This is a genomic window from Pseudomonas sp. Y39-6, from assembly GCF_023651955.1.
Classification (GTDB): Bacteria; Pseudomonadota; Gammaproteobacteria; order Pseudomonadales; family Pseudomonadaceae; genus Aquipseudomonas; species Aquipseudomonas veronii.
Map to the genome: position 1 here is coordinate 4780624 of NZ_CP069594.1, position 22603 is coordinate 4803226.

Annotated in this window: 27 protein-coding genes and 4 tRNA genes; 10 read left to right on the forward strand and 21 right to left on the reverse strand. The window is 59.2% G+C overall.

All coding sequences use genetic code 11. The annotated features are described in order from the left end of the window. Positions 1 to 44: 44 nt before the first annotated feature. Genes rplT through thrS form a run of 4 tightly spaced genes read right to left on the reverse strand, consistent with a single transcriptional unit; the run spans position 45 to position 3160 of the window. Positions 45 to 401, reverse strand: coding sequence for a 50S ribosomal protein L20 (gene rplT, locus JN756_RS21640; RefSeq protein ID WP_002553161.1), 357 nt, complete (start codon positions 399 to 401; stop codon positions 45 to 47). 30 nt (positions 402 to 431) lie between these two features. Next, complete coding sequence (rpmI, locus tag JN756_RS21645) at positions 432 to 626, reverse strand: 50S ribosomal protein L35 (protein WP_002553160.1); 195 nt, start codon at positions 624 to 626, stop codon at positions 432 to 434. A gap of 60 nt (positions 627 to 686) precedes the next feature. After that, entirely contained in the window at positions 687 to 1238 is a 552-nt protein-coding gene (infC, locus tag JN756_RS21650) for a translation initiation factor IF-3 (RefSeq protein ID WP_169850653.1), read from the reverse strand. Continuing rightward, positions 1238 to 3160, reverse strand: coding sequence for a threonine--tRNA ligase (gene thrS, locus JN756_RS21655; RefSeq protein ID WP_017847667.1), 1923 nt, complete (start codon positions 3158 to 3160; stop codon positions 1238 to 1240). Before thrS ends, infC begins: the two co-directional genes overlap by 1 nt. 368 nt (positions 3161 to 3528) lie before the next feature. Between thrS and JN756_RS21660 the strand changes: the two genes are divergently transcribed. Together JN756_RS21660 and JN756_RS21665 are read left to right on the forward strand one after the other, a co-directional pair. Further along, on the forward strand, positions 3529 to 3843 hold the full coding sequence (locus tag JN756_RS21660) for a hypothetical protein (protein WP_082107723.1): 315 nt from the start codon (positions 3529 to 3531) through the stop codon (positions 3841 to 3843). 289 nt (positions 3844 to 4132) lie between these two features. Next, positions 4133 to 4345 (forward strand): cold-shock protein, encoded by a 213-nt coding sequence (locus JN756_RS21665; protein ID WP_003234260.1) that lies wholly within the window; start codon positions 4133 to 4135, stop codon positions 4343 to 4345. Positions 4346 to 4417: 72 nt separating this feature from the next. On the opposite strand, the gene JN756_RS21670 is transcribed toward JN756_RS21665, so the two are convergent. After that, complete coding sequence (locus JN756_RS21670; protein ID WP_017847669.1) at positions 4418 to 4738, reverse strand: I78 family peptidase inhibitor; 321 nt, start codon at positions 4736 to 4738, stop codon at positions 4418 to 4420. 144 nt (positions 4739 to 4882) lie between these two features. Beyond that, the gene (locus tag JN756_RS21675; RefSeq protein ID WP_026140116.1) at positions 4883 to 5191 is read right to left on the reverse strand and encodes a hypothetical protein; all 309 of its coding nucleotides are present in this window, start codon (positions 5189 to 5191) and stop codon (positions 4883 to 4885) included. A 171-nt stretch (positions 5192 to 5362) separates the two neighbouring features. Between JN756_RS21675 and JN756_RS21680 the strand changes: the two genes are divergently transcribed. After that, the gene (locus JN756_RS21680) at positions 5363 to 5575 is read left to right on the forward strand and encodes a hypothetical protein (protein ID WP_017847671.1); all 213 of its coding nucleotides are present in this window, start codon (positions 5363 to 5365) and stop codon (positions 5573 to 5575) included. Positions 5576 to 5608: 33 nt separating this feature from the next. Here JN756_RS21680 and JN756_RS21685 read toward each other — a convergent pair whose 3' ends face one another. From JN756_RS21685 to JN756_RS21715, 7 genes are read right to left on the reverse strand one after another with little or no spacing between them, the layout of a single operon-like run. Beyond that, positions 5609 to 6637 carry a nucleoside hydrolase gene (locus JN756_RS21685; protein ID WP_201021341.1) on the reverse strand — a complete coding sequence of 343 codons (1029 nt, stop codon included), beginning with the start codon at positions 6635 to 6637 and terminating at the stop codon, positions 5609 to 5611. Positions 6638 to 6663: 26 nt separating this feature from the next. Next, entirely contained in the window at positions 6664 to 7068 is a 405-nt protein-coding gene (gene rbsD, locus JN756_RS21690) for a D-ribose pyranase (protein WP_201021342.1), read from the reverse strand. Beyond that, a complete protein-coding gene (gene rbsK / locus JN756_RS21695) occupies positions 7065 to 7982 on the reverse strand; it encodes a ribokinase (RefSeq protein ID WP_201021343.1) in 918 nt (305 codons plus the stop codon). The genes rbsD and rbsK overlap by 4 nt, the downstream gene beginning before the upstream one ends. A 23-nt stretch (positions 7983 to 8005) precedes the next feature. Then, complete coding sequence (locus tag JN756_RS21700) at positions 8006 to 9028, reverse strand: LacI family DNA-binding transcriptional regulator (RefSeq protein ID WP_104902760.1); 1023 nt, start codon at positions 9026 to 9028, stop codon at positions 8006 to 8008. A 3-nt stretch (positions 9029 to 9031) separates the two neighbouring features. Further along, on the reverse strand, positions 9032 to 10009 hold the full coding sequence (locus JN756_RS21705; RefSeq protein ID WP_046382649.1) for an ABC transporter permease: 978 nt from the start codon (positions 10007 to 10009) through the stop codon (positions 9032 to 9034). Continuing rightward, complete coding sequence (locus tag JN756_RS21710) at positions 10006 to 11559, reverse strand: sugar ABC transporter ATP-binding protein (RefSeq protein ID WP_201021344.1); 1554 nt, start codon at positions 11557 to 11559, stop codon at positions 10006 to 10008. Before JN756_RS21710 ends, JN756_RS21705 begins: the two co-directional genes overlap by 4 nt. A gap of 57 nt (positions 11560 to 11616) precedes the next feature. After that, on the reverse strand, positions 11617 to 12576 hold the full coding sequence (locus JN756_RS21715; protein ID WP_026140120.1) for a sugar ABC transporter substrate-binding protein: 960 nt from the start codon (positions 12574 to 12576) through the stop codon (positions 11617 to 11619). 563 nt (positions 12577 to 13139) lie between these two features. Between JN756_RS21715 and JN756_RS21720 the strand changes: the two genes are divergently transcribed. From JN756_RS21720 to JN756_RS21730, 3 genes are all read left to right on the forward strand, one after another. Further along, entirely contained in the window at positions 13140 to 14228 is a 1089-nt protein-coding gene (locus JN756_RS21720) for an asparaginase (protein ID WP_017847679.1), read from the forward strand. Between the two features lie 190 nt (positions 14229 to 14418). After that, positions 14419 to 14670, forward strand: a complete 252-nt coding sequence (locus JN756_RS21725) for a DUF1654 domain-containing protein (RefSeq protein WP_017847680.1) — start codon at positions 14419 to 14421, stop codon at positions 14668 to 14670. A 4-nt stretch (positions 14671 to 14674) separates the two neighbouring features. Beyond that, positions 14675 to 15367 (forward strand): endonuclease, encoded by a 693-nt coding sequence (locus tag JN756_RS21730; RefSeq protein ID WP_169864902.1) that lies wholly within the window; start codon positions 14675 to 14677, stop codon positions 15365 to 15367. Positions 15368 to 15410: 43 nt separating this feature from the next. Here JN756_RS21730 and JN756_RS21735 read toward each other — a convergent pair whose 3' ends face one another. After that, positions 15411 to 15791: a hypothetical protein gene (locus JN756_RS21735; RefSeq protein WP_026140121.1), complete on the reverse strand. Its 381-nt coding sequence runs from the start codon at positions 15789 to 15791 to the stop codon at positions 15411 to 15413. Positions 15792 to 16038: 247 nt separating this feature from the next. Here JN756_RS21735 and csrA point away from each other — a divergent pair, with 247 nt between their 5' ends. From csrA to JN756_RS21750, 3 genes are all read left to right on the forward strand, one after another. Then, positions 16039 to 16233: a carbon storage regulator CsrA gene (gene csrA, locus JN756_RS21740; RefSeq protein WP_003192511.1), complete on the forward strand. Its 195-nt coding sequence runs from the start codon at positions 16039 to 16041 to the stop codon at positions 16231 to 16233. Between the two features lie 211 nt (positions 16234 to 16444). After that, positions 16445 to 16708: a hypothetical protein gene (locus JN756_RS21745; protein WP_046382646.1), complete on the forward strand. Its 264-nt coding sequence runs from the start codon at positions 16445 to 16447 to the stop codon at positions 16706 to 16708. A 95-nt stretch (positions 16709 to 16803) separates the two neighbouring features. Next, on the forward strand, positions 16804 to 17100 hold the full coding sequence (locus tag JN756_RS21750; RefSeq protein ID WP_017847684.1) for a hypothetical protein: 297 nt from the start codon (positions 16804 to 16806) through the stop codon (positions 17098 to 17100). A 19-nt stretch (positions 17101 to 17119) separates the two neighbouring features. On the opposite strand, the gene JN756_RS21755 is transcribed toward JN756_RS21750, so the two are convergent. Together JN756_RS21755 and JN756_RS21760 are read right to left on the reverse strand one after the other, a co-directional pair. Then, positions 17120 to 17797 (reverse strand): HAD family hydrolase, encoded by a 678-nt coding sequence (locus tag JN756_RS21755; protein WP_057005678.1) that lies wholly within the window; start codon positions 17795 to 17797, stop codon positions 17120 to 17122. Positions 17798 to 18345: 548 nt separating this feature from the next. Further along, positions 18346 to 18422 (reverse strand) — tRNA-Val (locus tag JN756_RS21760). A 184-nt stretch (positions 18423 to 18606) separates the two neighbouring features. Between JN756_RS21760 and JN756_RS21765 the strand changes: the two genes are divergently transcribed. Continuing rightward, positions 18607 to 19890: an NAD(P)/FAD-dependent oxidoreductase gene (locus tag JN756_RS21765; RefSeq protein WP_057005679.1), complete on the forward strand. Its 1284-nt coding sequence runs from the start codon at positions 18607 to 18609 to the stop codon at positions 19888 to 19890. Positions 19891 to 20115: 225 nt separating this feature from the next. Here the strand turns inward: JN756_RS21765 and JN756_RS21770 are convergent. From JN756_RS21770 to JN756_RS21790, 5 genes are all read right to left on the reverse strand, one after another. Further along, positions 20116 to 20192: transfer RNA gene (locus JN756_RS21770), tRNA-Asp, on the reverse strand. 105 nt (positions 20193 to 20297) lie between these two features. Then, positions 20298 to 20374 (reverse strand) — tRNA-Asp (locus JN756_RS21775). A 55-nt stretch (positions 20375 to 20429) separates the two neighbouring features. Further along, a tRNA-Val gene (locus JN756_RS21780) sits at positions 20430 to 20505 on the reverse strand. 107 nt (positions 20506 to 20612) lie between these two features. Next, positions 20613 to 21377 (reverse strand): SDR family oxidoreductase, encoded by a 765-nt coding sequence (locus JN756_RS21785; protein ID WP_017847688.1) that lies wholly within the window; start codon positions 21375 to 21377, stop codon positions 20613 to 20615. An 11-nt stretch (positions 21378 to 21388) separates the two neighbouring features. Beyond that, positions 21389 to 22600, reverse strand: a complete 1212-nt coding sequence (locus JN756_RS21790; RefSeq protein WP_017847689.1) for an O-succinylhomoserine sulfhydrylase — start codon at positions 22598 to 22600, stop codon at positions 21389 to 21391. Positions 22601 to 22603: the final 3 nt, after the last annotated feature.

A 22603-nucleotide genomic window follows, 5' to 3' on the forward strand; every position in this document is an offset into this window, starting at 1 on the left:
CACCTTGGGCCACAGGAGTAGCCCAGGGTGACTGTCGGGGGTACTTAAGCCAAGGTGGCTTTAGCTTTCTCGACAATCGCAGCAAACGCCGCTTTTTCGTTCACTGCCAGATCAGCCAGAACCTTACGGTCGATCTCGATGGACGCTTTTTTCAGGCCAGCGATGAAACGGCTGTAGGACAGACCGTTAACACGAGCACCAGCGTTGATACGAGCGATCCACAGAGCGCGGAACTGACGTTTTTTCTGACGACGGTCACGGTAGGCGTATTGGCCTGCCTTGATTACCGCTTGCTTGGCGACACGGAATACGCGTGAACGCGCGCCGTAGTAGCCTTTAGCAAGTTTCAGAATTTTTTTGTGACGTTTACGGGCAATGACGCCACGCTTTACACGAGCCATGAGTTACTTCCTCTATTCTTGATCCAAAAATTAACGAAGGCGCAGCATGCGCTCGACTTTTGCCACGTCAGACGGATGCAGCAAGCTGCTACCGCGCAGTTGACGCTTACGCTTGGTCGACATTTTGGTCAGGATGTGGCTCTTGAAAGCGTGCTTGTGCTTGATACCGTTAGCAGTTTTCAGAAACCGCTTAGCAGCACCACTTTTAGTCTTCATCTTTGGCATGTTCGGATACTCCGCATTCAGTTGATAAACATAATCAGAAGGCCTGCCGTGCCCTATTGATTACTTCTTCTTTTTCGGGGCGATGACCATGATCAGTTGGCGTCCTTCCATCTTAGGATGCTGTTCGACCGAACCGTACTCGAGCAGGTCAGCTTCAACCCGCTTGAGGAGTTCCATCCCCAGCTCCTGGTGGGCCATCTCACGGCCGCGGAATCGCAAGGATACCTTGGCCCTGTCCCCATCACTCAGGAAACGTACCAGGTTGCGCAGTTTTACCTGGTAATCCCCTTCCTCCGTCCCTGGACGAAACTTGATTTCTTTTACTTGAATCTGCTTCTGGTTCTTCTTCGCCGCAGCAATCTGCTTCTTCTTTTCGAAGATCGACTTGCCGTAGTCCATCACCCGGCAAACAGGTGGGACTGCGTCGGCGGAAATTTCCACCAGGTCCAGTTTGGACTCTTCAGCGATACGAAGCGCTTCATCAATCGAGACGATGCCAATCTGCTCGCCGTCAGCGCCAATTAACCGAACCTCGCGTGCCGAGATATTCTCGTTGATCGGGGCTTTCGGTGCAGCTCGTTTATCTTGTCTCATTTCACGCTTAATAATAATTACTCCGAATCTGGGCGACCACGCCGGGAAACCGCTTGCGCGAGGAACTCAGCGAACTGGGCGACGGGCATCGAGCCCAGGTCAGCACCTTCACGAGTACGCACAGCGACAGTCTGCATCTCGACTTCCCGATCTCCGATAACCAAAAGATAGGGAACCTTGAGCAAAGTATGCTCGCGGATTTTAAAGCCGATCTTTTCATTTCTCAAGTCGGACTTGGCACGAAATCCGCTTTCGTTGAGAGTTTTTTCAACTTCAGCAGCAAAATCGGCCTGTTTATCAGTGATATTCATGATCACTGCCTGGGTCGGAGCCAACCACGCGGGGAATGCGCCCTCGTAGTGCTCGATCAGGATACCGACGAACCGTTCGAACGAGCCGAGGATCGCCCGGTGCAGCATAACCGGGTGTTTACGGCTGTTGTCTTCGGAGACGTATTCGGCTCCCAGACGGATCGGCAGGTTAAAATCGAGCTGCAAAGTACCACATTGCCAGACACGACCAAGACAATCTTTCAGCGAAAACTCGATTTTCGGACCGTAGAAGGCGCCCTCACCCGGCTGCAGATCATACGCAAGGCCCGCGCTGTCTAGCGCAGCGGCCAGTGCGGCTTCGGCGCGATCCCACAATTCATCGGAACCGACGCGTTTTTCCGGACGAGTGGACAGCTTCATTTCGACTTCGGTAAAGCCGAAATCGCGATAAACGTCCATGGTCAGCTTGATGAACGCAGCGGATTCGGCCTGCATCTGCTCTTCGGTGCAGAAGATGTGGGCGTCGTCCTGAGTGAAGCCGCGCACGCGCATGATGCCGTGCAGCGCACCCGACGGCTCGTTACGGTGGCAGGCACCGAACTCGGCCAGGCGCATCGGCAACTCGCGGTAGCTCTTCAGGCCTTGGTTGAACACCTGCACGTGGCAAGGGCAGTTCATCGGCTTGATGGCGTAGTCGCGGTTTTCCGACTGGGTAGTGAACATGTTGTCGGCGTAGTTGGCCCAGTGCCCGGATTTTTCCCACAGGCTGCGGTCAACGACCTGGGGAGTCTTGATCTCCAGGTAGCCGTTTTCGCGCTGAACCTTGCGCATGTACTGCTCGAGCACCTGATACAGGGTCCAGCCGTTCGGGTGCCAGAACACCATGCCCGGCGCTTCTTCCTGGAGGTGGAACAGGTTCAGGCGCTTGCCGATCTTGCGGTGGTCGCGTTTCTCGGCTTCTTCGATGCGCTGGACGTAGGCGGCCAGCTGCTTCTTGTCAGCCCAGGCCGTGCCGTAGATCCGCTGCAGTTGCTCGTTCTTCGCGTCGCCGCGCCAGTAGGCGCCGGACAGCTTGGTCAACTTGAACGATTTGAGGAAACGCGTGTTCGGCACGTGCGGGCCACGGCACATGTCGACGTATTCTTCGTGGTAGTACAGGCCCATGGCCTGTTCGTCCGGCATGTCTTCCACCAGGCGCAGCTTGTAGTCTTCGCCACGGGCAGTGAACACGTCGATCACTTCGGCGCGCGGCGTGACTTTCTTGATCACGTCGTAATCTTTTTCGATCAGCGCGTGCATGCGCTGTTCGATCGCGGCCAGATCGTCCGGAGTAAAAGGACGCTCGTAGGCGATGTCGTAATAGAAGCCATCGTCGATGACCGGGCCGATCACCATTTTCGCCGTCGGGTACAGCTGCTTGACCGCGTGGCCAATCAGGTGTGCGCAAGAGTGGCGAATGATCTCCAGCCCCTCTTGATCCTTGGGCGTGATGATTTGCAGGCTGGCATCGGCGGTGATCAGGTCGCTGGCGTCAACCAGCTTGCCGTCGACCTTGCCGGCCACGGTGGCCTTGGCCAGGCCGGCACCAATGGATGCGGCGACCTCGGCTACGGAAACCGAATGATCGAATGAACGTTGACTGCCATCGGGAAGAGTAATAGTTGGCATGGCGCCTCCTCTCCTAGTGGTGACCCCTACCAAAGGTCACGTGGGTTGGGATGAGCCAGTACAAGATCCAATACCAGGCCGTTCAGTGATGAACGCCTGCCTTACAGCGGCAGGAGCCTTTCGGCCAACCGGTGATCGAACCAGAGTGACTGGAGTGGACGAAAAAGAAACATGGCAAGGCGGCATTTGGCGCGCCCGGAAATAGCCAAGCACACGATGCTAGCACAGATGAACGGTCATCGCGCCCACGGCGCCACAGCCAATAACAAATTCCCGCTTTTATAGCGGCAAAAGTGAACTTGAGCTGTACGTCCCCCGTCAAATCCGCCGAGAATCGCCATTCGTCCTCACGACTTTAGGAGCATTTAATGATGCGTTTTTCCTCGACCTTCGCGCTTGCAGCATCCCTTACCCTTCTCTCCCTCGGCGCACAGGCCGCCGCCCCTTCGAACTGGCCTGCGGGCGCCAGGGACGCATTCGTCAAAGACTGCAGCTCAGCCGCCAGCCAGAACGTGGACATCAAAACCGCCAAAGATCACTGCGAATGCGGCGCCGACAAGATCAATGCTGAATTGAGCACCGCGGAAATCAAGGAACTCATGACCAACCAGAACGCGAGCCAGGCGCTTAAAAACAAAGCAGTCTCGGCTATTTCGTCCTGCAAAGTCGTGAAGAAAAAGTAAGAATCGCTGCAATTCGGATGGCAGTTTTTCGGTAAAAGCCCTCTTAAAACTGCCATTTCGCACAAAATACGCAGCTTTTACGGCTTTTTTTACCAGCTGATATTTCGTGCGAAAGCCCCGTAGATCGGGGCTTTCAGCCAACCGAAGGACTAAACCCGGGGCTATTGATTAGCAAACAGTGCCTTGGGGGGGCTCCCAAGCCGAACATTTCGACTATGATAGCCCTGTGTGCCCAGTTGGCCTGAGCAGCACAGCACTACTGAAAATATATGTTTCTTGGAGATACACCATGTCTAATCGCCAAACCGGCACCGTTAAATGGTTCAACGATGAAAAAGGCTTCGGCTTCATCACTCCTCAAGGTGGCGGTGACGACCTGTTCGTACACTTCAAAGCTATCGAAAGCGACGGTTTCAAAAGCCTGAAAGAAGGCCAAACCGTTTCCTTCGTGGCTGAGAAAGGCCAAAAGGGTATGCAAGCTGCACAGGTTCGCGGCGAGTAATTCTCCGCTGAGCTAAAAAAACCCCGTCCATGTGACGGGGTTTTTTATGGGCGCTGCAAAAGCCTGTGGCTATCAGCCGCAATTGACCCGGGTGATCACCAGGTTGTCGTCGGTGTTGAGGTTAAGGCGGTCGGAGCGGTATTCCAGGGTGATCATATCGTTAGGCTTGAGAATTCGGGCGTTCTGCGCACCGGCACGGGTACGCGCTTGCTCCAGCAACTGGGGCGAGGCTTTCTGGCCGATCGTGAACTCGGCGGCCTTCGCCTCACAGCGGCTATGACCGGCATCGGTCACGGCGGCATCTTTGGCTGGCTCAGAGGTACCCGGGGTGCTGCAACCCGCCAACGCGAGTGCCGCCAACAAAGTACCGAATGATGCGAGCTTCCAAGGCATGAAGCCTCCTATGATAAAAAATGGACAGAGATCGTGCGACAGCGATCAGGCGGATTGGTTTCAAGACGTAAATCGCCTGCTGGCAAGTCTGCCTGACTCAGGGCAGGCATTCGCCCGATCAATCGTCACCAGATATGAACGAATTCAGTAGATGTCGATGTAGTCAAACGGTGGCTTTGGCCAGTTCTGTTTCAAGGCATTGAAAATCTGTGTGACCCAGACCTCATCGCTGGCGGCCACGTTTCCGACGTAACCGGAGCCCTTGGCCCAGGTTTCCAGGCGAAACAGCAACCCATCGATATCGACGCCGCCGACGGCCTTGCCGGAGGAGATGTAGGCAATACCTGCCCTGGTGACTCGCAATTGAGTGTGTTCATCGTCACTGGCACTGGCAAGCAGTTGGCGCACGGCGGCCAGTGTCAGGTTCTCGGGGTTGTTCAAGTCGATCTGCACGCGGTGTTCCCCGGTCATTAAAACAGGCTGACAGTGTCGCACACTGCTTGCCTCATTTCGAAATACCTCATGCATAAGTAGCAGTGCCAAACGCCGTACAAAATGCTTAACTGCCGACGTAAGAACCGCGTTTTAGCGCATCACCCCGTACTTCCAGCTCGTGAGACACCCATGACCACCGTAACGCTCCAAGCCGACATCAAAGCCAAGTGGCCCCAAGGGCAGAGTTCCTACAGCCCCGGAAGCCCGGAAGAATTGGCGATCATCGGTATCGACCTGTTGGTCAAGGAGTTGGGCACCCAGGCCGCGCAAGCGTTCATTGGCCAGGTTTTCGAGAAATACCCGGCCGATCACATGGGCGCACACAACCCCGGGCGCGATTAAGCACCGGCCGGCGAGCGCCGACCGGCAATCACCTTACTTCAGGCGCGCCAGGCGCTCGGTCAACAGATCGAAAAAGCCCTGGGCGTCGCCATTCTCAACCCAGAACACATTCTTTTCCTGCTTCAGGCCGTCATACCAATCGACGATGGTCTGGCCAAAGGTCGGCCCTTCGCGGCTGTCCACCACCATATTGGCCTGACGCCCGCTGAACAACGAAGGTTTGAGCAGATACGCGATGACTGTGGCGTCATGCACCGGGCCGCCAGGAATGCCGTAGTGCTCCATATCGCCTTTGACGTATTCATTGAGAATATCGCCAACGACTTTGCTCGCGTTGTTGTTGATGTCGGCGATCTTCTTCAGGCGCGCTTCACTGGTCAGCACCTTGTGGGTCACGTCCAACGGCAGATAGGTCAGCTTGACGCCACTCTTGAGCACAATCTCGGCTGCGACCGGGTCGGCGAACAGGTTGAACTCGGCCACCGGCGTGATATTGCCGCCGTTGAAGTGCGCGCCGCCCATCACCACCACTTCCTTGATGCCCTGGGTGATCTCAGGCGCCTGGGTCAGCGCCAACGCCAGGTTGGTCTGCGGGCCAAGCATGGCGATGGTGATGCTGTGCGGCTTGGCGGTGCTCAGCGTCTTGATCAGGTAATCAACGGCATTGCCTTCGGCCAGGGCCTTTTTCGGCTCATGTACGGCGACACCGGAAATGCCTTCCTTGCCATGGATATTTTCGGCGTAGATCGGCGTGCGCAGCAGCGGTTTCGGCGCGCCCGCGTACACCGGGATGTCCTCTCGCCCCGCCCATTCACGAGCCAGGCGCGCGTTACGCGAGGTCTTGTCCAGGCGCACATTGCCGGCGACGGTGGTCAGCGCCCGAATGTTCAACTCCTCCGGGGAGGCCATGGCAAACAGCAAGGCCACTACATCGTCGGCACCAGGGTCGGTGTCGATGATCAGGTCGATTTTTTCCGCCGCTTGGGCGCTCACTGCGGTGAGTGCGGACAAAAGCAAAACACTCCGGAACAGATTTCTCAGGGTTGGATGATTACGCGGCATGAAACACTCCTTGTCGTTGGGAAACTCTAGAACGTGACGCCGGACACCAGTGCGACATTGCAATAAGGCTGGCACTCGCCCGTGCGGACAATGGCACGCGCGCTGCGGCTCAGTTGCTTGAACGCGTCATGACTGAGCAGACGCCGCTCGCCGAGCGCCGCCTGGTCGGTCAGGGCATTGAGTGCGCTGAGTGCCGGCGGTTGCTTGAGCAGGATTTCTTCGGCCAGCACGTGGCTTTCCACCTGCATTTCGCTGAGCACAATGCGCAAGGTGCTGATGAAGTCGGGAATGCCCTGGGTCAGGGCCAAGTCGATCAACTCGACGCCCGGCGGCACGGGCAGGCCCGCATCACCGATAACCAGGATGTCGCCATGCCCGAGGGAGGCGATCAGGCGTGACAGGGCGATATTGAGCAGCGGTGTCTTTTTCATGAGGGCACAAAACCTTGAACGTCGTGCAGCGTAGGAATAGAGGGTTGCGCGCCGGCGCGGGTGACTGACAGCGCGGCCGCCACCTGACCAAAACGAATCGCCTCGGCTTCGCTTTTGCCATGGGCCAGCGCTGCGGCAAAACCGCCGACGAACGTGTCGCCGGCAGCCGTGGTGTCCACCGCCTTGACGTTGGGCGCTGCCAGGTGCTCAAAACGGTTGCCATCGCTGAACAGCGCGCCCTGAGCGCCGAGGGTGATGATCACTTTAGCGGCGCCGGCCTTGATCAACTGCGCCGCGGCGAGCTTGGCGCTGTCCAGGGAGTCCACCGCCACGCCGCTCAGGGCGGTGGCTTCGCTCTCGTTGGGGATCAGGTAATCGATCGAGGCATACCACTGCGCCGGCAAAGGACCGCTGGCCGGGGCCGGATTGAGGATCACCGTCTTGCCCAGTTCACGCCCGCGCTTGAGCGCATACCCGACGGTCTCCAGCGGCACTTCAAGCTGACAGACGATTACGTCGGCGGCCTGCAATACCGCATCGGCCGCCTGCAACGAAGCGGGCGTCAGCTCACCGTTACTGCCGGCAACGATCACGATCGCGTTCTGGCTGCTGTCGTCCACCACAATCAACGCCACACCGCTGGAACCGTCGACACGGCTCACAGCCTGGCAATCGATGCCTTCGACCAGCAACGCATCGCGCAATTGGACGCCGTAGGCGTCAGAGCCGACGCAGCCGATCATCGCCACCTCAGCCCCCAGCCGCGCCGATGCGACGGCCTGGTTCGCACCCTTGCCACCGGGGACGGTGGAAAACGATTGGCCGATCAGGGTTTCACCGGCGCGGGGCAACCGGCTGGCGCGGGTGACCAGGTCCATGTTCAAGCTGCCTACTACCACTACTTTTGCTGGCATACATCAGTACTCATCAATTCGGTTCAGCGGTATTGGGCGAACACACCGGCAAGTGGCGCCGTCGACTCACGCAAGACAATACTCGGCGTCACGATGCGTTGATCGATCGGCAGTTGGGGGGTCGCAATTCGTCGCAGTAACAACTCGGCCGCCGTCTCGCCCAATTGCACGATCGACTGCCCGACCGTGGTCAGCGCCGGGTACACGTAGCGGCTCATTTGGATGTCATCGAAGCCGATCACCGACAATTCGCTCGGCACGCGGATGTTGCGCTCGGCTGCCGCACGCAACACGCCGAAACCGATCATGTCGTTACTGGCGAAAATCGCGCTCGGCGGGTTTTCCGCCAGCAACTTCACTGCCGCGGCATAACCGCCGGTGCTGGTGAAGTCGCTTTCCAGGGTGCGATTGGCGGCAACGTCGATACCCGCCTCGCGCAAAGCGCGGTGATACCCCGCCAGACGCATTTGTGCCACGCGGGTATGGCCGGGGCCGCCGATGCAGGCGATGTCCCGATGGCCCAGTTCAAGTAAATGCCGGGTCGCCAGGTAGGCGCCCTGCTCGTGATCTATACGCACCAGGTCGACATCAATACCGTCCAACGCCCGGTCGACAATCACCATGGGCGTGCGGACCGCGCTCAAGCCCGCGGCCAGGCCGCTGTCGTCGCCGCCCACCGAGGTCACGATCAAGCCATCGACGCGCTTCTCCAGCAACACTCGCAAATAGCTGCGTTGCTTTTCGGCGTTGTCGTCGGAGTTGCAGAGGATCACGCAATAGCCATTACGCTCGCAGTAATCCTCGATCCCCCGGGCCAGCTCGGCGAAATACGGGTTGAGGCTGTTGGGCACAAGCAGGCCGATGGTGGCGGTGGTCTTGGCCTTGAGCGAACGCGCCACGGCGCTGGGCACATAGTCCAGTTGCTTGATCGCCGCTTCCACCTTGAGGCGCACCGGCTCGCTGACCGGGCGCGTCTTGTTCACCACATGCGACACGGTGGTGTAGGAAATACCTGCAAGTGCTGCCACATCCTTAATCGTCGCCATGGTTCAGCCCCGCCGACTGGCGCGTTGACTGCGGTAGGTATCGAGGACCACGGCAATCACAATCACGGCCCCGGTGATGATGCGCTTGGTGGGTTCAGTGGCACCGATCTGCGCCAGGCCAGCCGCCAATACCGAAATAATCAACACACCGAAGAACGTACTGATCACCGAGCCGCGCCCGCCCATCAGGCTGGTGCCGCCGATCACCACGGCCGCGATCACTTGCAGTTCCAGGCCGGACCCGGCGTTCGGGTCTGCCGCCTCCAGGCGCGATATCTGGAACAGCGCCGCAACACCCGCCAGCAGGCCCATCAGGCTGAACACCAGGATCTTGTAAGGTTTGGGATTGATCCCGGCCAGACGCACGGCCTCTTCATTGGTACCGATACCGATCAAGTAACGGCCGAATACCGTGCGAGTCAACACCAGTTGGGCGACGACGATCACCAGCAAAGCGATGATGAATGAAGGCGAAATCCCGAAGGCGATCGGATTGGACAGCCAGGCAAAGGAGTCACCGATATAAGCCGTGCGCGAGCCGGTCATCTGGTACGCCACGCCGCGTGCCATTTCCAGTACGCCAAGGGACACGATAAACGACGGAATCCGCCAGGCCACGGTGATCGAGCCGGTGATGGTGCCGGCCAGCGCGGCGCAGCCCATGCCGAGCACGGCGGCCGGCAACACGCTCCAACCCCAGCCGAGAATCGCCACGCTGACCGCCGACGCCGCCAGGGCCAGGACCGAACCCACCGACAGGTCGATACCGCCGATGATCAGGATGAAGGTCATGCCCACCGCCAGCACCATCAGGTCCGGGATCTGGTTGGCCAGGGTGCTGAAGGTGTCGTAGGACAAGAAGTGATCGCTGAGCACCGAAAACAGCGCAATCATCGCCAGCAACGCACCCGCCAGCCCCAGGTAGGTGCCCAGGCCGTAAAAATTGCCGCCCGCTTTACCGGGGGAAGTTGTTGTTTTCATTGGGCATTCCTAAGCACTGTATCGTTGAGCAGCGCGTCACGTTTCTGATAGCCGGCGAAGGCGGCGGCAAGCAATTCATCCTGGGTCCAGCGGTCGCGCTCGAAGGTCTCGATCAACCGCCCGGCAGAGAGCACGCCGATGCGGTCACAGATCAACATCAGCTCGCGCAGGTCGCTGGACACCACCACCAGCGCTTTGCCCTGGCGGGTCAACTCGCCGAGCAAGGCGTAAATGTCGAACTTGGCCCCCACGTCGATGCCACGGGTCGGCTCATCGAACAGCATCACCGAGCAGTCGCGCTCCAGCCAGCGGCCAATCACGACTTTCTGCTGGTTACCGCCGGACAATTCGGACACCAACTGCGCCGGACTGGAACTGCGGATACGCATGGCGTCGATCTGACGCTTGGCCAGGGCGGTTTCGTCGCGACTATTTACCACACCGCCGCCAGAAATTTCCGGCATGTTGCCCAAGGCGATATTCGCGCTGATGGATTGCGTCAGCAGCAGGCCTTCGCCCTTGCGGTCTTCGGTGATCAGGGCGATGCCGTGGCCCACTGCGTCGACCGGCGAGCGAATGCTCACCACTTGGGCCGGCGACCCCAGGGCAATGGTGCCGCTGTCGGCCAGGTCGGCACCGAAGATCAGGCGCAGCAATTCCGTGCGGCCGGCGCCGATCAGGCCGGAGATGCCATAGATCTCGCCGGCACGCACTTCAAAGGAGACGTCGCGGACCTTGTCCGCACGGGTCAGCCCTTTCACCGTCAAGGCCGGGCCGCCGATGGTACGGGGCCCCAGGTCAATGTGCTCGCCCAGCTCGCGGCCGACCATCAAGGTCACCAGTTGCTCGCTGTTGTAATTGGCCATCGGCTCGACGCAGACCAGTTTGCCGTCACGCAGTACCGCAATGCGTTGGGCGACACGGGCCAACTCTTCGAGCCGGTGCGAAATATAAATGATCGCCACGCCCCGGGCCTGCAGGCGGGTGATTTGCTCAAACAGCATCTCGACTTCACGGGCGGTCAACATAGCCGTGGGCTCGTCGAGAATCAGCACATGGCAGTCGCCGATCAGGTTGCGGGCGATCTCGACCATTTGCTGATGGCCGATACCCAGGCTGCCGACCAGGGTGTCCGGGTCAATCGCATCCAGGCCGACCTGCGCCATCGCTTCGATCGCCGCGCTACGCAGCTGCTTGCGGCTGATCCAGCCACAGTGGCTGGGCAAGTTGTCCAGGAACAGGTTTTCGGCCACGGTCAGCGTCGGCAGCAGGTTGAGTTCCTGCATGACCATCCGCACGCCCAGCTCTTCGGCCTGGGTGCGACTGCCGGGGCGGTAGTCCTTACCGTTGAATTGCATGTGCCCGGCGGTCGGTGTGACCAGCCCGCCGATAATCTTCGACAAGGTACTTTTGCCTGCGCCGTTTTCACCGGTCAGCGCCAGCACTTCCCCGCGATTGAGCGTCAAGGTGATGTCGGACAGAACCGGCTGGGCATAAGTCTTACCGATACCGCTGACCGAGAGGACAGCGTTCGGGGCGGAAGATGACATAGGAAAATCTCCAGGCGTCCGCTCAGGGTGAGCGGACGCTGTTGGGTGCAGCCGGGATTACTTCTTGAGGACGAGTTCGACCGGGGTTTCGATCACGCCGTCTTGAGCGTCGACCTTCTCACCCTTGACCAGCTTGAGCGCGTTCTGGATACCGAACACGGCCTGCTGTGCGGCAGCCTGGTCGGCGGTCGCCAGGACACGGCCGTCCTGCAGCATCGGCTTGATCGCGGCGATGTTGTCGTAGCCTACGACCAGAACCTTGCCGGCCTTGCCTGCCGCACGCACGGCCGAGACGGCGCCCAGGGCCATGTTGTCGTTACCGGCCAACAGCGCCTTGAGGTCGGGGTATTCGCTCAGCATCGCAGAGGCGACCTTCTGGCCCTGGTCGATTTCCCAGTTGCCCGATTGGGTGGAGACGATCTTCATGCCGGCCGCGTCCATCGCATCCTTGTAGCCTGCGGTGCGCTGCTGCGCGTTGGTAGTGGTCGGTACGCCTTCGATGATGCCGACCTTGTCACCCGCGGCCAGTTGCTTGGCCAGGTAATCACCCACCAGCTTGGAGCCTTTGCGGTTGTCCGGGCCGACGAAGGGAATATCGAGGTTTTTGCTTTTCAGCACGCCCGGGTCCAGGCGGTTATCGATGTTGACGACCTTGATGCCGGCATCGGAGGCTTTTTTCAGCACGGTGACCAGTGCCTTGGAGTCAGCCGGTGCGATGACGATGGCGTTCACTTTGGCGAGGATCATCTGGTTGACGATATCGATCTGCGCGCTGGTATCGGTTTCGTTCTTGATACCGTTGGTGATCATGTCGAAATCAGCGGCGTGGGACTTCTGGTAGTCCTTCGCGCCCTCTTGCATGGTGACGAAGAATTCATTGGCAAGGGATTTCATCACCAGGCCGACCTTGGGTTTGGCGGCGGTGTCGGCGGCGAATGCAGAAGAGAGAGGCAGAGCAGCAGATGCGGCGGCAAGCACAGCGACAGCAAGAAGACGTCCAGCGAATGGCAGCTTCATGGGTTCACTCCGATCTTATGATTATTGGGAGCAACGCTTGCACCGAAGAACACTTCGGCAGCCCACCCACCCGGGCGACTGATACGAGCTTTCAAGACGTTCAGGGCGTACCCGCGAAACATCTCGCAAACGTTTGCGTTAAACAAACTATGAGAACCTTGCCAGGATTTGTCAACGGAAGAAAACCGCCCTCCACCCAAGCCCTCTAGCGCCTGCGTTCCAGCCTGTCTCGCGGGGTTATTAAACATCACCGTCGCCGGATCGTTCTCTAAAACGACAGGCAGTGCCGCCGATGTCATACGCCTCCGGCGACTATCCCGTCATTATCTTCGGACAACCGAACGCAACACCCACGCTTTGTTCGGAAAGCCGGACAAGTGCATGGACAAACCTTCTTAAAGATAAATTTAATTTGTTTTAAATCAATACTTTAGATAATAAACACGGAGGCGTTCAGGCTGGTACAAATCCTGCTCCCTTCCTGCACCTCGAGGCGTTCAGAACCGCCCGAGCGCTCTAGATGAACTTGCTACCGCACTCATCAAAAACCAGAGAGAAAAATAATGAAATCTGCACTGAAGACCTTTGTTCCGGGCGCACTCGCCCTCCTGCTGCTGTTCCCCGTTGCCGCTCAGGCAAAAGAAGTCGAAACCAAAGCCAAACTCTCCAACGTGGTGATCCTCGCCACCGGCGGCACCATTGCCGGCGCCGGCGCCAGCACCGCTAACAGCGCCACCTACCAGGCAGCCAAAGTCGGCATCGAGCAATTGATCGCCGGTGTTCCCGAGCTTAGCCAGATCGCCAATGTGCGCGGCGAGCAAGTCATGCAAATTGCCTCCGAAAGCATCAATAACGAAAACCTGCTGCAATTGGGTCGCCGCGTCGCCGAACTGGCTGACAGCAAGGACGTCGACGGCATCGTGATCACCCACGGCACCGATACCCTGGAAGAAACCGCTTACTTCCTGAACCTGGTGGAAAAAACCGACAAACCCATCATTGTTGTCGGCTCGATGCGCCCAGGTACCGCCATGTCGGCAGACGGCATGCTCAACCTGTACAACGCCGTCGCCGTCGCCGGCAGCAAGGATGCCCGCGGCAAGGGCGTGCTGGTGACCATGAACGACGAGATCCAGTCGGGTCGCGACGTGAGCAAGATGGTCAACATCAAGACCGAAGCGTTCAAGAGCCCATGGGGCCCGTTGGGCATGGTGGTTGAAGGCAAATCCTACTGGTTCCGCCTGCCGGCCAAGCGTCACACCATGGACTCCGAGTTCGACATCAAGACCATCAAGAGCCTGCCCGACGTCGAAATTGCCTACGGCTACGGCAACGTAAGCGACACTGCCGCCAAAGCCCTGGCCCAGGCCGGCGCCAAAGCCATCATCTTTGCAGGCACCGGCAACGGTTCGGTGTCCTCCAAGGTCGTCCCGGCCCTGCAGGAACTGCGCAAGCAAGGCGTGCAGATCATTCGCTCGTCCCACGTGAATGCCGGCGGTTTCGTGCTGCGCAACGCCGAACAGCCTGACGACAAGTACGACTGGGTGGCTGCCCACGACCTGAACCCACAGAAAGCGCGGATTCTGGCAATGGTTGGCCTGACCAAGACCCAGGACAGCAAAGAGCTGCAACGGATGTTCTGGGAATACTGATTCCTGGTAACACCTGTGCAGGGGCGGATTCGCCCGCCCCTGCTTCCCCGCAAAACCCTCGCTACATATCTCCCCGCCCTACATCAATTCGCTTGAATCACTGTCAGACGAGCTTGTTGAATTTTAAGCAGTTGCGAAATCGCCTACAGTTAAATACTGTATGCACGTACAGCTTACTAAGGAATACTCCGTGGCAAAGTCCTCTTCCGCAGCGCCAACCCCGCCTGATGCTTACGAACGCCTGGCCCTTCGTGTGCAAAAGATCATCAATTCGACCAACGCCCAGAAAGCCAAGGCAGCCTTGATCTTCCGCCTGCCGGATGAACCGGAGGACGAATGGCAACGTCTGCTGGAGGAAATTGCGGAGAACGACAACGTCACACTCGCCTACCGGGACGACGGTGGCGTGCAGATTTTCTGGGTTGTGCCGAAGGAAGATTGATTCAATGAGTGTCCGTTTTACTGCTGTGTTTTTGTGTCTGTTTTTTGCCATCGCCGCCCACGCCCAAGCGCCCCGAACGTTCAGCGAAGCCAAGAAAATCGCCTGGAAACTCTACGCACCACAATCCACCGAGTTCTATTGCGGCTGCAAATACACGGGCAACCGCGTAGACCTGAAAGCCTGCGGCTACATCCCACGCAAAAACGCCAGCCGCGCCGCGCGCATCGAGTGGGAACATATCGTGCCGGCCTGGCAGATCGGGCATCAGCGCCAGTGCTGGCAGAATGGCGGGCGCAAGAACTGTACGCGGTATGACGATGTGTTCAAACGCGCCGAAGCCGACCTGCACAACCTCGTGCCGAGCATCGGCGAGGTCAATGGCGACCGGAACAACTTCAGTTTTGGCTGGCTGCCGGTGCAAAGCGGGCAGTACGGTTCATGCCTGACCCAGGTCGACTTCAAGGCCAAGAAGGTGATGCCGCGTCCGTCCATTCGCGGGATGATCGCACGGACGTATTTTTACATGAGTAAACAATACGGCTTGCGCCTGTCGAAACAGGATCGCCAACTGTACGAAGCCTGGAACAAGACCTATCCGGTGCAGACCTGGGAGCGCCAACGCAATCAGACGGTAGCCTGCGTGATGGGGCGCGGCAACGAGTTCGTCGGCTCGGTGAATCTGAAAGCCTGCAACTGAAACCGAGCGGGAAAAATCGGTATTTTCCCGCCCAATCGGCCGGTTACTGCGCGACCTTGTGTTCGATGATCTGCGACTCGGTGTCGTTTTTCTTGGCACGGGCAAGTTTTTCCGTCAGCAAGGCCTGCTTGGCTTCAGCCTCGGCCCTGGTTTGGAATGGCCCCAACAGCACCACATCCTTGCCGTCTTCCTTCACGATATAAAAATTGAAACCATGCTCCAGCAACCAGGCGGTCAGGTCGGTGATCGCCTGCAGCTTGTGATCCGGCGGACCCACGCGCAGGTCCCACTCCTGAGCGGCAATCGCACCGGTTTGCGGCTGGCTTTCAGTCACGGCGGGCTTGGCCCTGGGCTCTTCGACACGCTTGCCTTCACCGCAACCGGCCAATGCCAACACCGCCATTGCCATCGCTACTTTACGCACTGCCCTGCTCCTTTAAGGATAAAGAGGCAACTTTATCATCCACTGTCTATTCTGGCCGTCATAAACGTTGGGTTAAACAATGCGAATCATGTATCGCAGACCTGTATGATGACGCCATGGGAATTAATGTCGCCTCTATGCGTCCTAAAAGAGGCAGTCACAGGGAAGCGCTTAGCAGTAAGCTACACACATCCGACACCTGCCCTGTCTGAAACATGTGTCCTTAAAAGTAATCAAGGAGAAGTCCATGCTGATACTCACCCGTAAAGTTGGTGAAAGCATAAACATCGGTGATGACATTACGATCACCATCCTGGGCGTCAGCGGCCAGCAAGTACGAATCGGCATCAATGCACCGAAGGATGTTGCCGTGCATCGCGAGGAAATCTACCAGCGCATCCAGGCCGGCCTGACGGCGCCGGACAAAAACCAGACGCCTTGAAGCGCCTTCAGTAGCCAGCCTTTTCGTTCACGGTCACGGCTGGCGAAAACCCTATTGGCCTGCTCGCGTTCTTTTCGCGTTCAGCGTATCCGGCCCTTTCATCGTCGCTAAAAAGATGAAACTGTCATTACGCCCGGAACTTGTTACATGATTTGCAGCCGAACCTCGTGAGAACCTCTTCCGCCATACGAGTGCACTCAGGAGCACGTCGATGAGGCCTAGCACGAAGCGACCTTTTGCCGCCCGTTCCTGGATGATCGCCCTGTTCATCGGGCTCGTCTTTGCAGGATTGGAATGCGGCTTGAGGTTCGAAATCAAAGATATCTACGTCACCGATGTGCCGTCATGGCTGGACTTGACGCTGTTGCTCGGCGGCTACCTTTTTGTGTTCTGCCTCAAGCCGATCCAGAAAACCGTCCAGCGCAAAATGTGCCAGCGCGCAGCTCCCGGCGAACACCGGAGAACTACCCACTGACGGCTGATGCCTGGCTATCAGATCGCCGGTATTTACAGCCCTGCAGCAGCACCTATGCTTGGCCTTGCACGGTCGGCTGAAAGGCGTTGAAGCAGATGGACACCCTGAGCAAATCCCAAATCGAATCTGCACTGGCATCGCGCTTGCCCAGCTATAAGGTCGTCTGCACATTACATGCTGACGGCACCCTCTCAGCCATTCTCAGCGGCCCGAACACCGACCACTTCGCAATCACCGGCATCGTGCGCGCACACTATCGCGGCGAAGAAGCGATTGCCCGACTTGCCAATGAGATACTCAGAGAGATGGTGCTGTCGCGCCAGGGCGTGAAAAATTATCCTTTGCACACGCCCGGCGCCCCAGGCACGTGTGAAGAAGGCCACGGCCGATAGAACGCGCGCCCTTTCCCTCTCACTCCATTCGGCGCTCGACGCGCAGCAGGCCTTCAGCGTCGCGCCGCACCTGAAACTGCTCATACCCGTCGATCCAGGCATGCGCAGTCACCATGGGTGTCAGGTGCGTCGAGGTCACGACCATCACATCCGCGCCCGCCGCCTCCCCCGCTCGGATCCCCACCGTCGCATCTTCGAATACCAGGCAGTCCTGGGCCGCGACACCCAGACGCTGCGCACCCAGCCTATAGCAGGCGGGATCCGGCTTGCCGTTGGCGACATCCTCGGCCGTCACCCACACCGCCGGCGGACTGATGCCCGCCGCCTGTAGGCGCCGTAGCGCCAACTCCCTGGGGGCGGACGTCACCAACGCCCATTGATCGCTGGGCACATCATTCAAGAACGCAACAGCACCGGGAATCGCCACCACACCCTCGACATCATTCAGCTCGGCCTCGGTGATCCATTGCGCCTCAGCCTCAGGATCGACCCCAGGCAACGCCTGACGCCTGATCGTATCGATCGCCCGCGCGCCATGAATGGTGGTCAGGAACGCCGCCACATCCAGGCCATGACGTTCAGCCCAGATACTCCACACCCGTTCGGCAGCCGCAATGGAGTTAAGCAAGGTGCCATCCATATCGAACAGGAAGGCGCGATAACGCTGGGCAAATACGGCTGAACCGGGGATGGACACGGTGTGGCTTCCTCGCAGGCGACGACAAAAATAGACTCGAGGCAATCTACGGATCACCTCGACGCTTGTAAACGCCAACAGCGCTCACGCGACGCATCCCCGGCGCTACAGCGGCAGAGCCCAGGGCGGGGCGACGTGTTTCGAGTGGTTTTTTCCAAGGCGGGAGAATTGTTGCTGCAGACCGACAAACCGTGGGGGGGGGGGTGATCGCCTTGTGTCGGCCCGGCGTGAAGATTCTCATTCAGCCACTACACTCAACAAAGCAACCGCACGTTCTGTGCATCGTTCAGGGCAAGATTGCCGACAAAGAGGCTAGCCACTATGTACGCCGGACAAACGCATATGGAAACGTTCAATGGCGAAATTCTCGGCCAGATGTTCGTCCAGATCATCTGTCTGCTAGCGGTGGCTCAGCTTTTCTTCTGATCGCCCGCTTCACCGTCCGCCGCGAACGGGGCGTGGCAAAACGACGCCCAAATTTCAGACAACAAAAAAGGGCTCACCTTTCGGTGAGCCCTTCCAGACCGCCCAGCAGAGCGGATTTTGTTTGGTAGGCGCGATTGGACTCGAACCAACGACCCCCACCATGTCAAGGTGGTGCTCTAACCAACTGAGCTACGTGCCTGCTGTGAGGCGGCATTCTACGGAATTCCGGAGGGCTGTCAACATCTTTTTTGCAGCTAACCCTATGAATATGCGAATTTTTTATTTTCGGCCCGTACACCCGTATTTTTCGGGCGGCTGGCAGGCGATTTTCAACTCAGGTAGGATCGGGGCACTCGTAAAAAATATAAAACAGAGGTTCCAGGATGGCGAACACCCCCTACCCCCAGTCGTATTACGCCGCGTCGGCGAATGCGGCTCCGCCTCGCCCAGTGCTGCAAGGTGAAGTCGAAACCGATGTGTGCGTGATCGGTGCTGGCTACACCGGGCTCTCCAGCGCGCTGTTTCTGCTGGAGAACGGTTTTCGCGTGACAGTCCTGGAGGCGGCCAAGGTAGGGTTTGGCGCGTCTGGCCGCAACGGCGGGCAGATCGTCAACAGCTACAGCCGCGATATCGATGTGATCGAGCGCAGCGTCGGGCCGAAGCAGGCGCAGTTGCTGGGACAGATGGCGTTCGAGGGCGGCAGGATCATTCGTGAGCGGATCGCCAAGTACCAGATTCAGTGCGATCTGAAGGACGGTGGAGTATTCGCCGCGCTGAACAGCAAGCACATGGGTCACCTGGAGTCGCAGAAGCGCTTGTGGGAGCGTTATGGCCATACGCAGCTGGAGTTGCTGGACGAGCGGCGCATCCGCGAGGTGGTGGCCTGTGACAATTACGTCGGCGGCCTGCTGGACATGAGCGGCGGACATATCCACCCGCTCAACCTGGCGCTGGGCGAAGCAGCAGCCGTAGAGTCCCTCGGCGGCACGATTTATGAGCAGTCAGCCGCATTGCGCATCGAGCGCGGCGCCACCCCAGTAGTACACACCGCCGAGGGCAAGGTCAGGGCGAAGTTCATCATCGTCGCCGGCAATGCCTACCTGGGGAACCTGGTGCCGGAATTGGCGGCCAAATCGATGCCGTGCGGCACGCAGGTGATCACCACCGCACCGCTGGGGGACGAGCTGGCCAAAACGCTATTGCCACAGGACTACTGCGTCGAAGATTGCAACTACCTGCTCGACTACTACCGCCTGACCAGTGACAAACGCCTGATCTTCGGCGGTGGCGTGGTCTATGGCGCGCGGGACCCGGCCAATATCGAAGCAATCATCCGCCCGAAGATGCTCAAGGCCTTCCCGCAACTCAAGGATGTGAAGATTGACTACGCCTGGACCGGCAATTTCCTGCTGACCCTGTCGCGCTTGCCGCAAGTCGGTCGCCTGGGCGACAACATCTATTACTCCCAAGGCTGCAGCGGCCACGGCGTGACGTACACGCACCTGGCGGGCAAGGTACTGGCAGAGGCCCTTCGAGGCCAGGCAGAGCGTTTTGACGCGTTTGCCGACCTGCCGCACTACCCGTTCCCCGGCGGGCAACTGTTGCGCACGCCGTTTGCCGCGATGGGCGCCTGGTATTACGGGCTACGGGATAAGCTGGGGTTCTGATGGGAAGGCTTGCCTGGGATGCTGGCACGGCGCACTCAGCCGACATCATCGCAGGCAAGCTTGCGTCCACAGGGGACTGAGGTAGCTTGCCGACACGCGCTGATCAATGCTGAATCGCAGACACAAAAAACCCCGGTCTTTCGACCAGGGTCTTTGCTATCGGGTCAAAGGCAGCCAACGGCTTTCTTTGTGCTGCAAGGCGTTCAGTGGGCCTTGAAGCAGATATGGCGCAGCGGACGGGACTCGAACCCGCGACCCCCGGCGTGACAGGCCGGTATTCTAACCGACTGAACTACCGCTGCGTATCGCTTGACCGGCCGAGCGTAAACCCTCAACCGTCTTTAAACATCTGGCTGATCAGCCTTGGCTGTTCAACCTCAAGCCCGACGAATCGAACCTGGAAAATATGGCGCAGCGGACGGGACTCGAACCCGCGACCCCCGGCGTGACAGGCCGGTATTCTAACCGACTGAACTACCGCTGCGCGTCGGTGCAACCTTTAACGTTGCGTCTTACCCTAGGGCAAAACTCTCAAGAAGTGGTGGGTGATGACGGGATCGAACCGCCGACCCTCTGCTTGTAAGGCAGATGCTCTCCCAGCTGAGCTAATCACCCTTTGCTTCGTTGAGGCCGCGAAATTTACGCAGATAGCGGACCTAAGTCAATAGCCTGCTTGAAGTTTTTCTGAAAAAGACAAAATAGTTTCAAGATGGCTACCCACCCTACTCGCTGTAAATCATCTTCTTGCTCATGCCGCCGTCCACCACAAACTCCTGGCCGGTGACGAACCCGGCCTGGCGCGACAGCAGCCATGCCACCAGCGCCGCCACGTCCTCCACCGTGCCAACCCTGCCCGTCGGATGCTGGGCGTGGTCGGCGTCGGTCAGCGGCTCTGCGCGACGGGCTGCCGGATCACGCGCATCGATCCAGCCAGGGCTGACGGCGTTGACCCGCACTTCCGGGCCAAGGCTCATCGCCAAGGCGTGTGTCAGGGCCAGCACGCCGCCCTTGCTCGCCGCGTAGGCTTCGGTGTCCGGCTCCGACTGCCGAGCCCGGGTCGAGGCCAGGTTGACGATCGCACCGCCATGGGCGCGCAGGTACGGCGCACAGTGCTTGGCCAACAGCATCGGGCCGCTGAGGTTCACCGCCAGCACGCGATTCCAGGAGGCCAGGTCAAGGCTTTCAAGGGTGATATTGCGCGGGTCGGCCACCGCCGCATTGCACACCAACGCATCCAGGCGCCCGAACTGCCCAAGCACTTCAGCGACGCCCTGGGCGACTTGCTTCTCGTCGGCCACGTCCATGGTAATAAACCAGGCGTTCTCGCCGAGCACCTTGGACACCTTGGAGCCGCGCTCGCGGTCCAGGTCGGCCAACACCACCTGCCACCCCTCGCTGATCAGCCACGCCGCGATCCCCAGGCCAATGCCCCGGGCAGCGCCCGTCACCAGCGCGACGCGGCCGTTACCGCCCGCAGCCGCTTCCATGGACCACTCGATCACAAGGCCGCCAGCCCACGGGCCAGATCAGCCTGCAAGTCAGCGACGTCTTCAAGCCCCACCGCAACACGGATCAGGCTGTCGCGAATACCCGCCGCTTCCCGCTCCTGCGGCGCCAGGCGGCCGTGGGACGTGGTGCCGGGATGGGTAATGGTGGTCTTGCTGTCACCCAGGTTGGCGGTGATCGAGATCAGGCGTGTCGCGTCGATAAAGCGCCAGGCGCCCTCTTTGCCGCCTTTCACTTCAAAACTCACCACCGCACCGAAGCCGCGCTGCTGGCGCTGGGCCAATGCGTGCTGCGGATGGCTCTTGAGGCCGGCGTAGTGAACCTTCTCGATACCGTCCTGCTGCTCCAGCCACTCGGCCAGGGCCTGGGCGTTCGCGCAATGGGCTTTCATCCGCAGGCTGAGGGTCTCCAGGCCCTTGAGGAAGATCCATGCATTGAACGGGCTCAGGGTCGGGCCGGCCGTGCGCAGGAAACCCACCACTTCTTTCATCTGCTCGCTACGCCCCGCCACCACACCGCCCATGCAACGGCCTTGGCCGTCGATGAACTTGGTCGCCGAATGCACGACAACATCCGCACCCAGCTTCAACGGCTGTTGCAACGCCGGCGTGCAGAAGCAGTTGTCGACCACCAGCATGGCGCCTTTGGCATGCGCGACTTGCGACAGCGCGGCGATGTCTACCAACTCGGCCAGCGGGTTGGACGGCGACTCGACGAACAGCAGCTTGGTATTGGCTTTGATTGCTGCATCCCAGCCGGAAAGATCCGCCAAAGGCACGTAGTCCACTTCAATACCGAAGCGCTTGAAATACTTTTCGAACAGGCTGATGGTCGAACCGAACACGCTGCGTGACACCAGCACATGGTCGCCGGCGCTGCACAAGCTCATGACCACCGCCAGGATCGCCGCCATGCCGGTCGCCGTGGCGACCGCCTGCTCAGCGCCTTCCAGTGCGGCGATACGCTCTTCGAACGCGCGCACGGTCGGGTTGGTGTAACGGGAATAGACGTTGCCCGGCACTTCACCGGCAAAACGCGCAGCGGCGTCGGCAGCGGTGCGGAACACATAGCTGGAGGTGAAGAACATCGGATCACCGTGCTCGCCTTCCGGCGTGCGGTGCTGACCGGCGCGCACAGCCAGGGTATCGAAAGCTACGCCATCGAGGTCGCTGTCCAACCGACCGGCATCCCATTCCTGACTCATGCT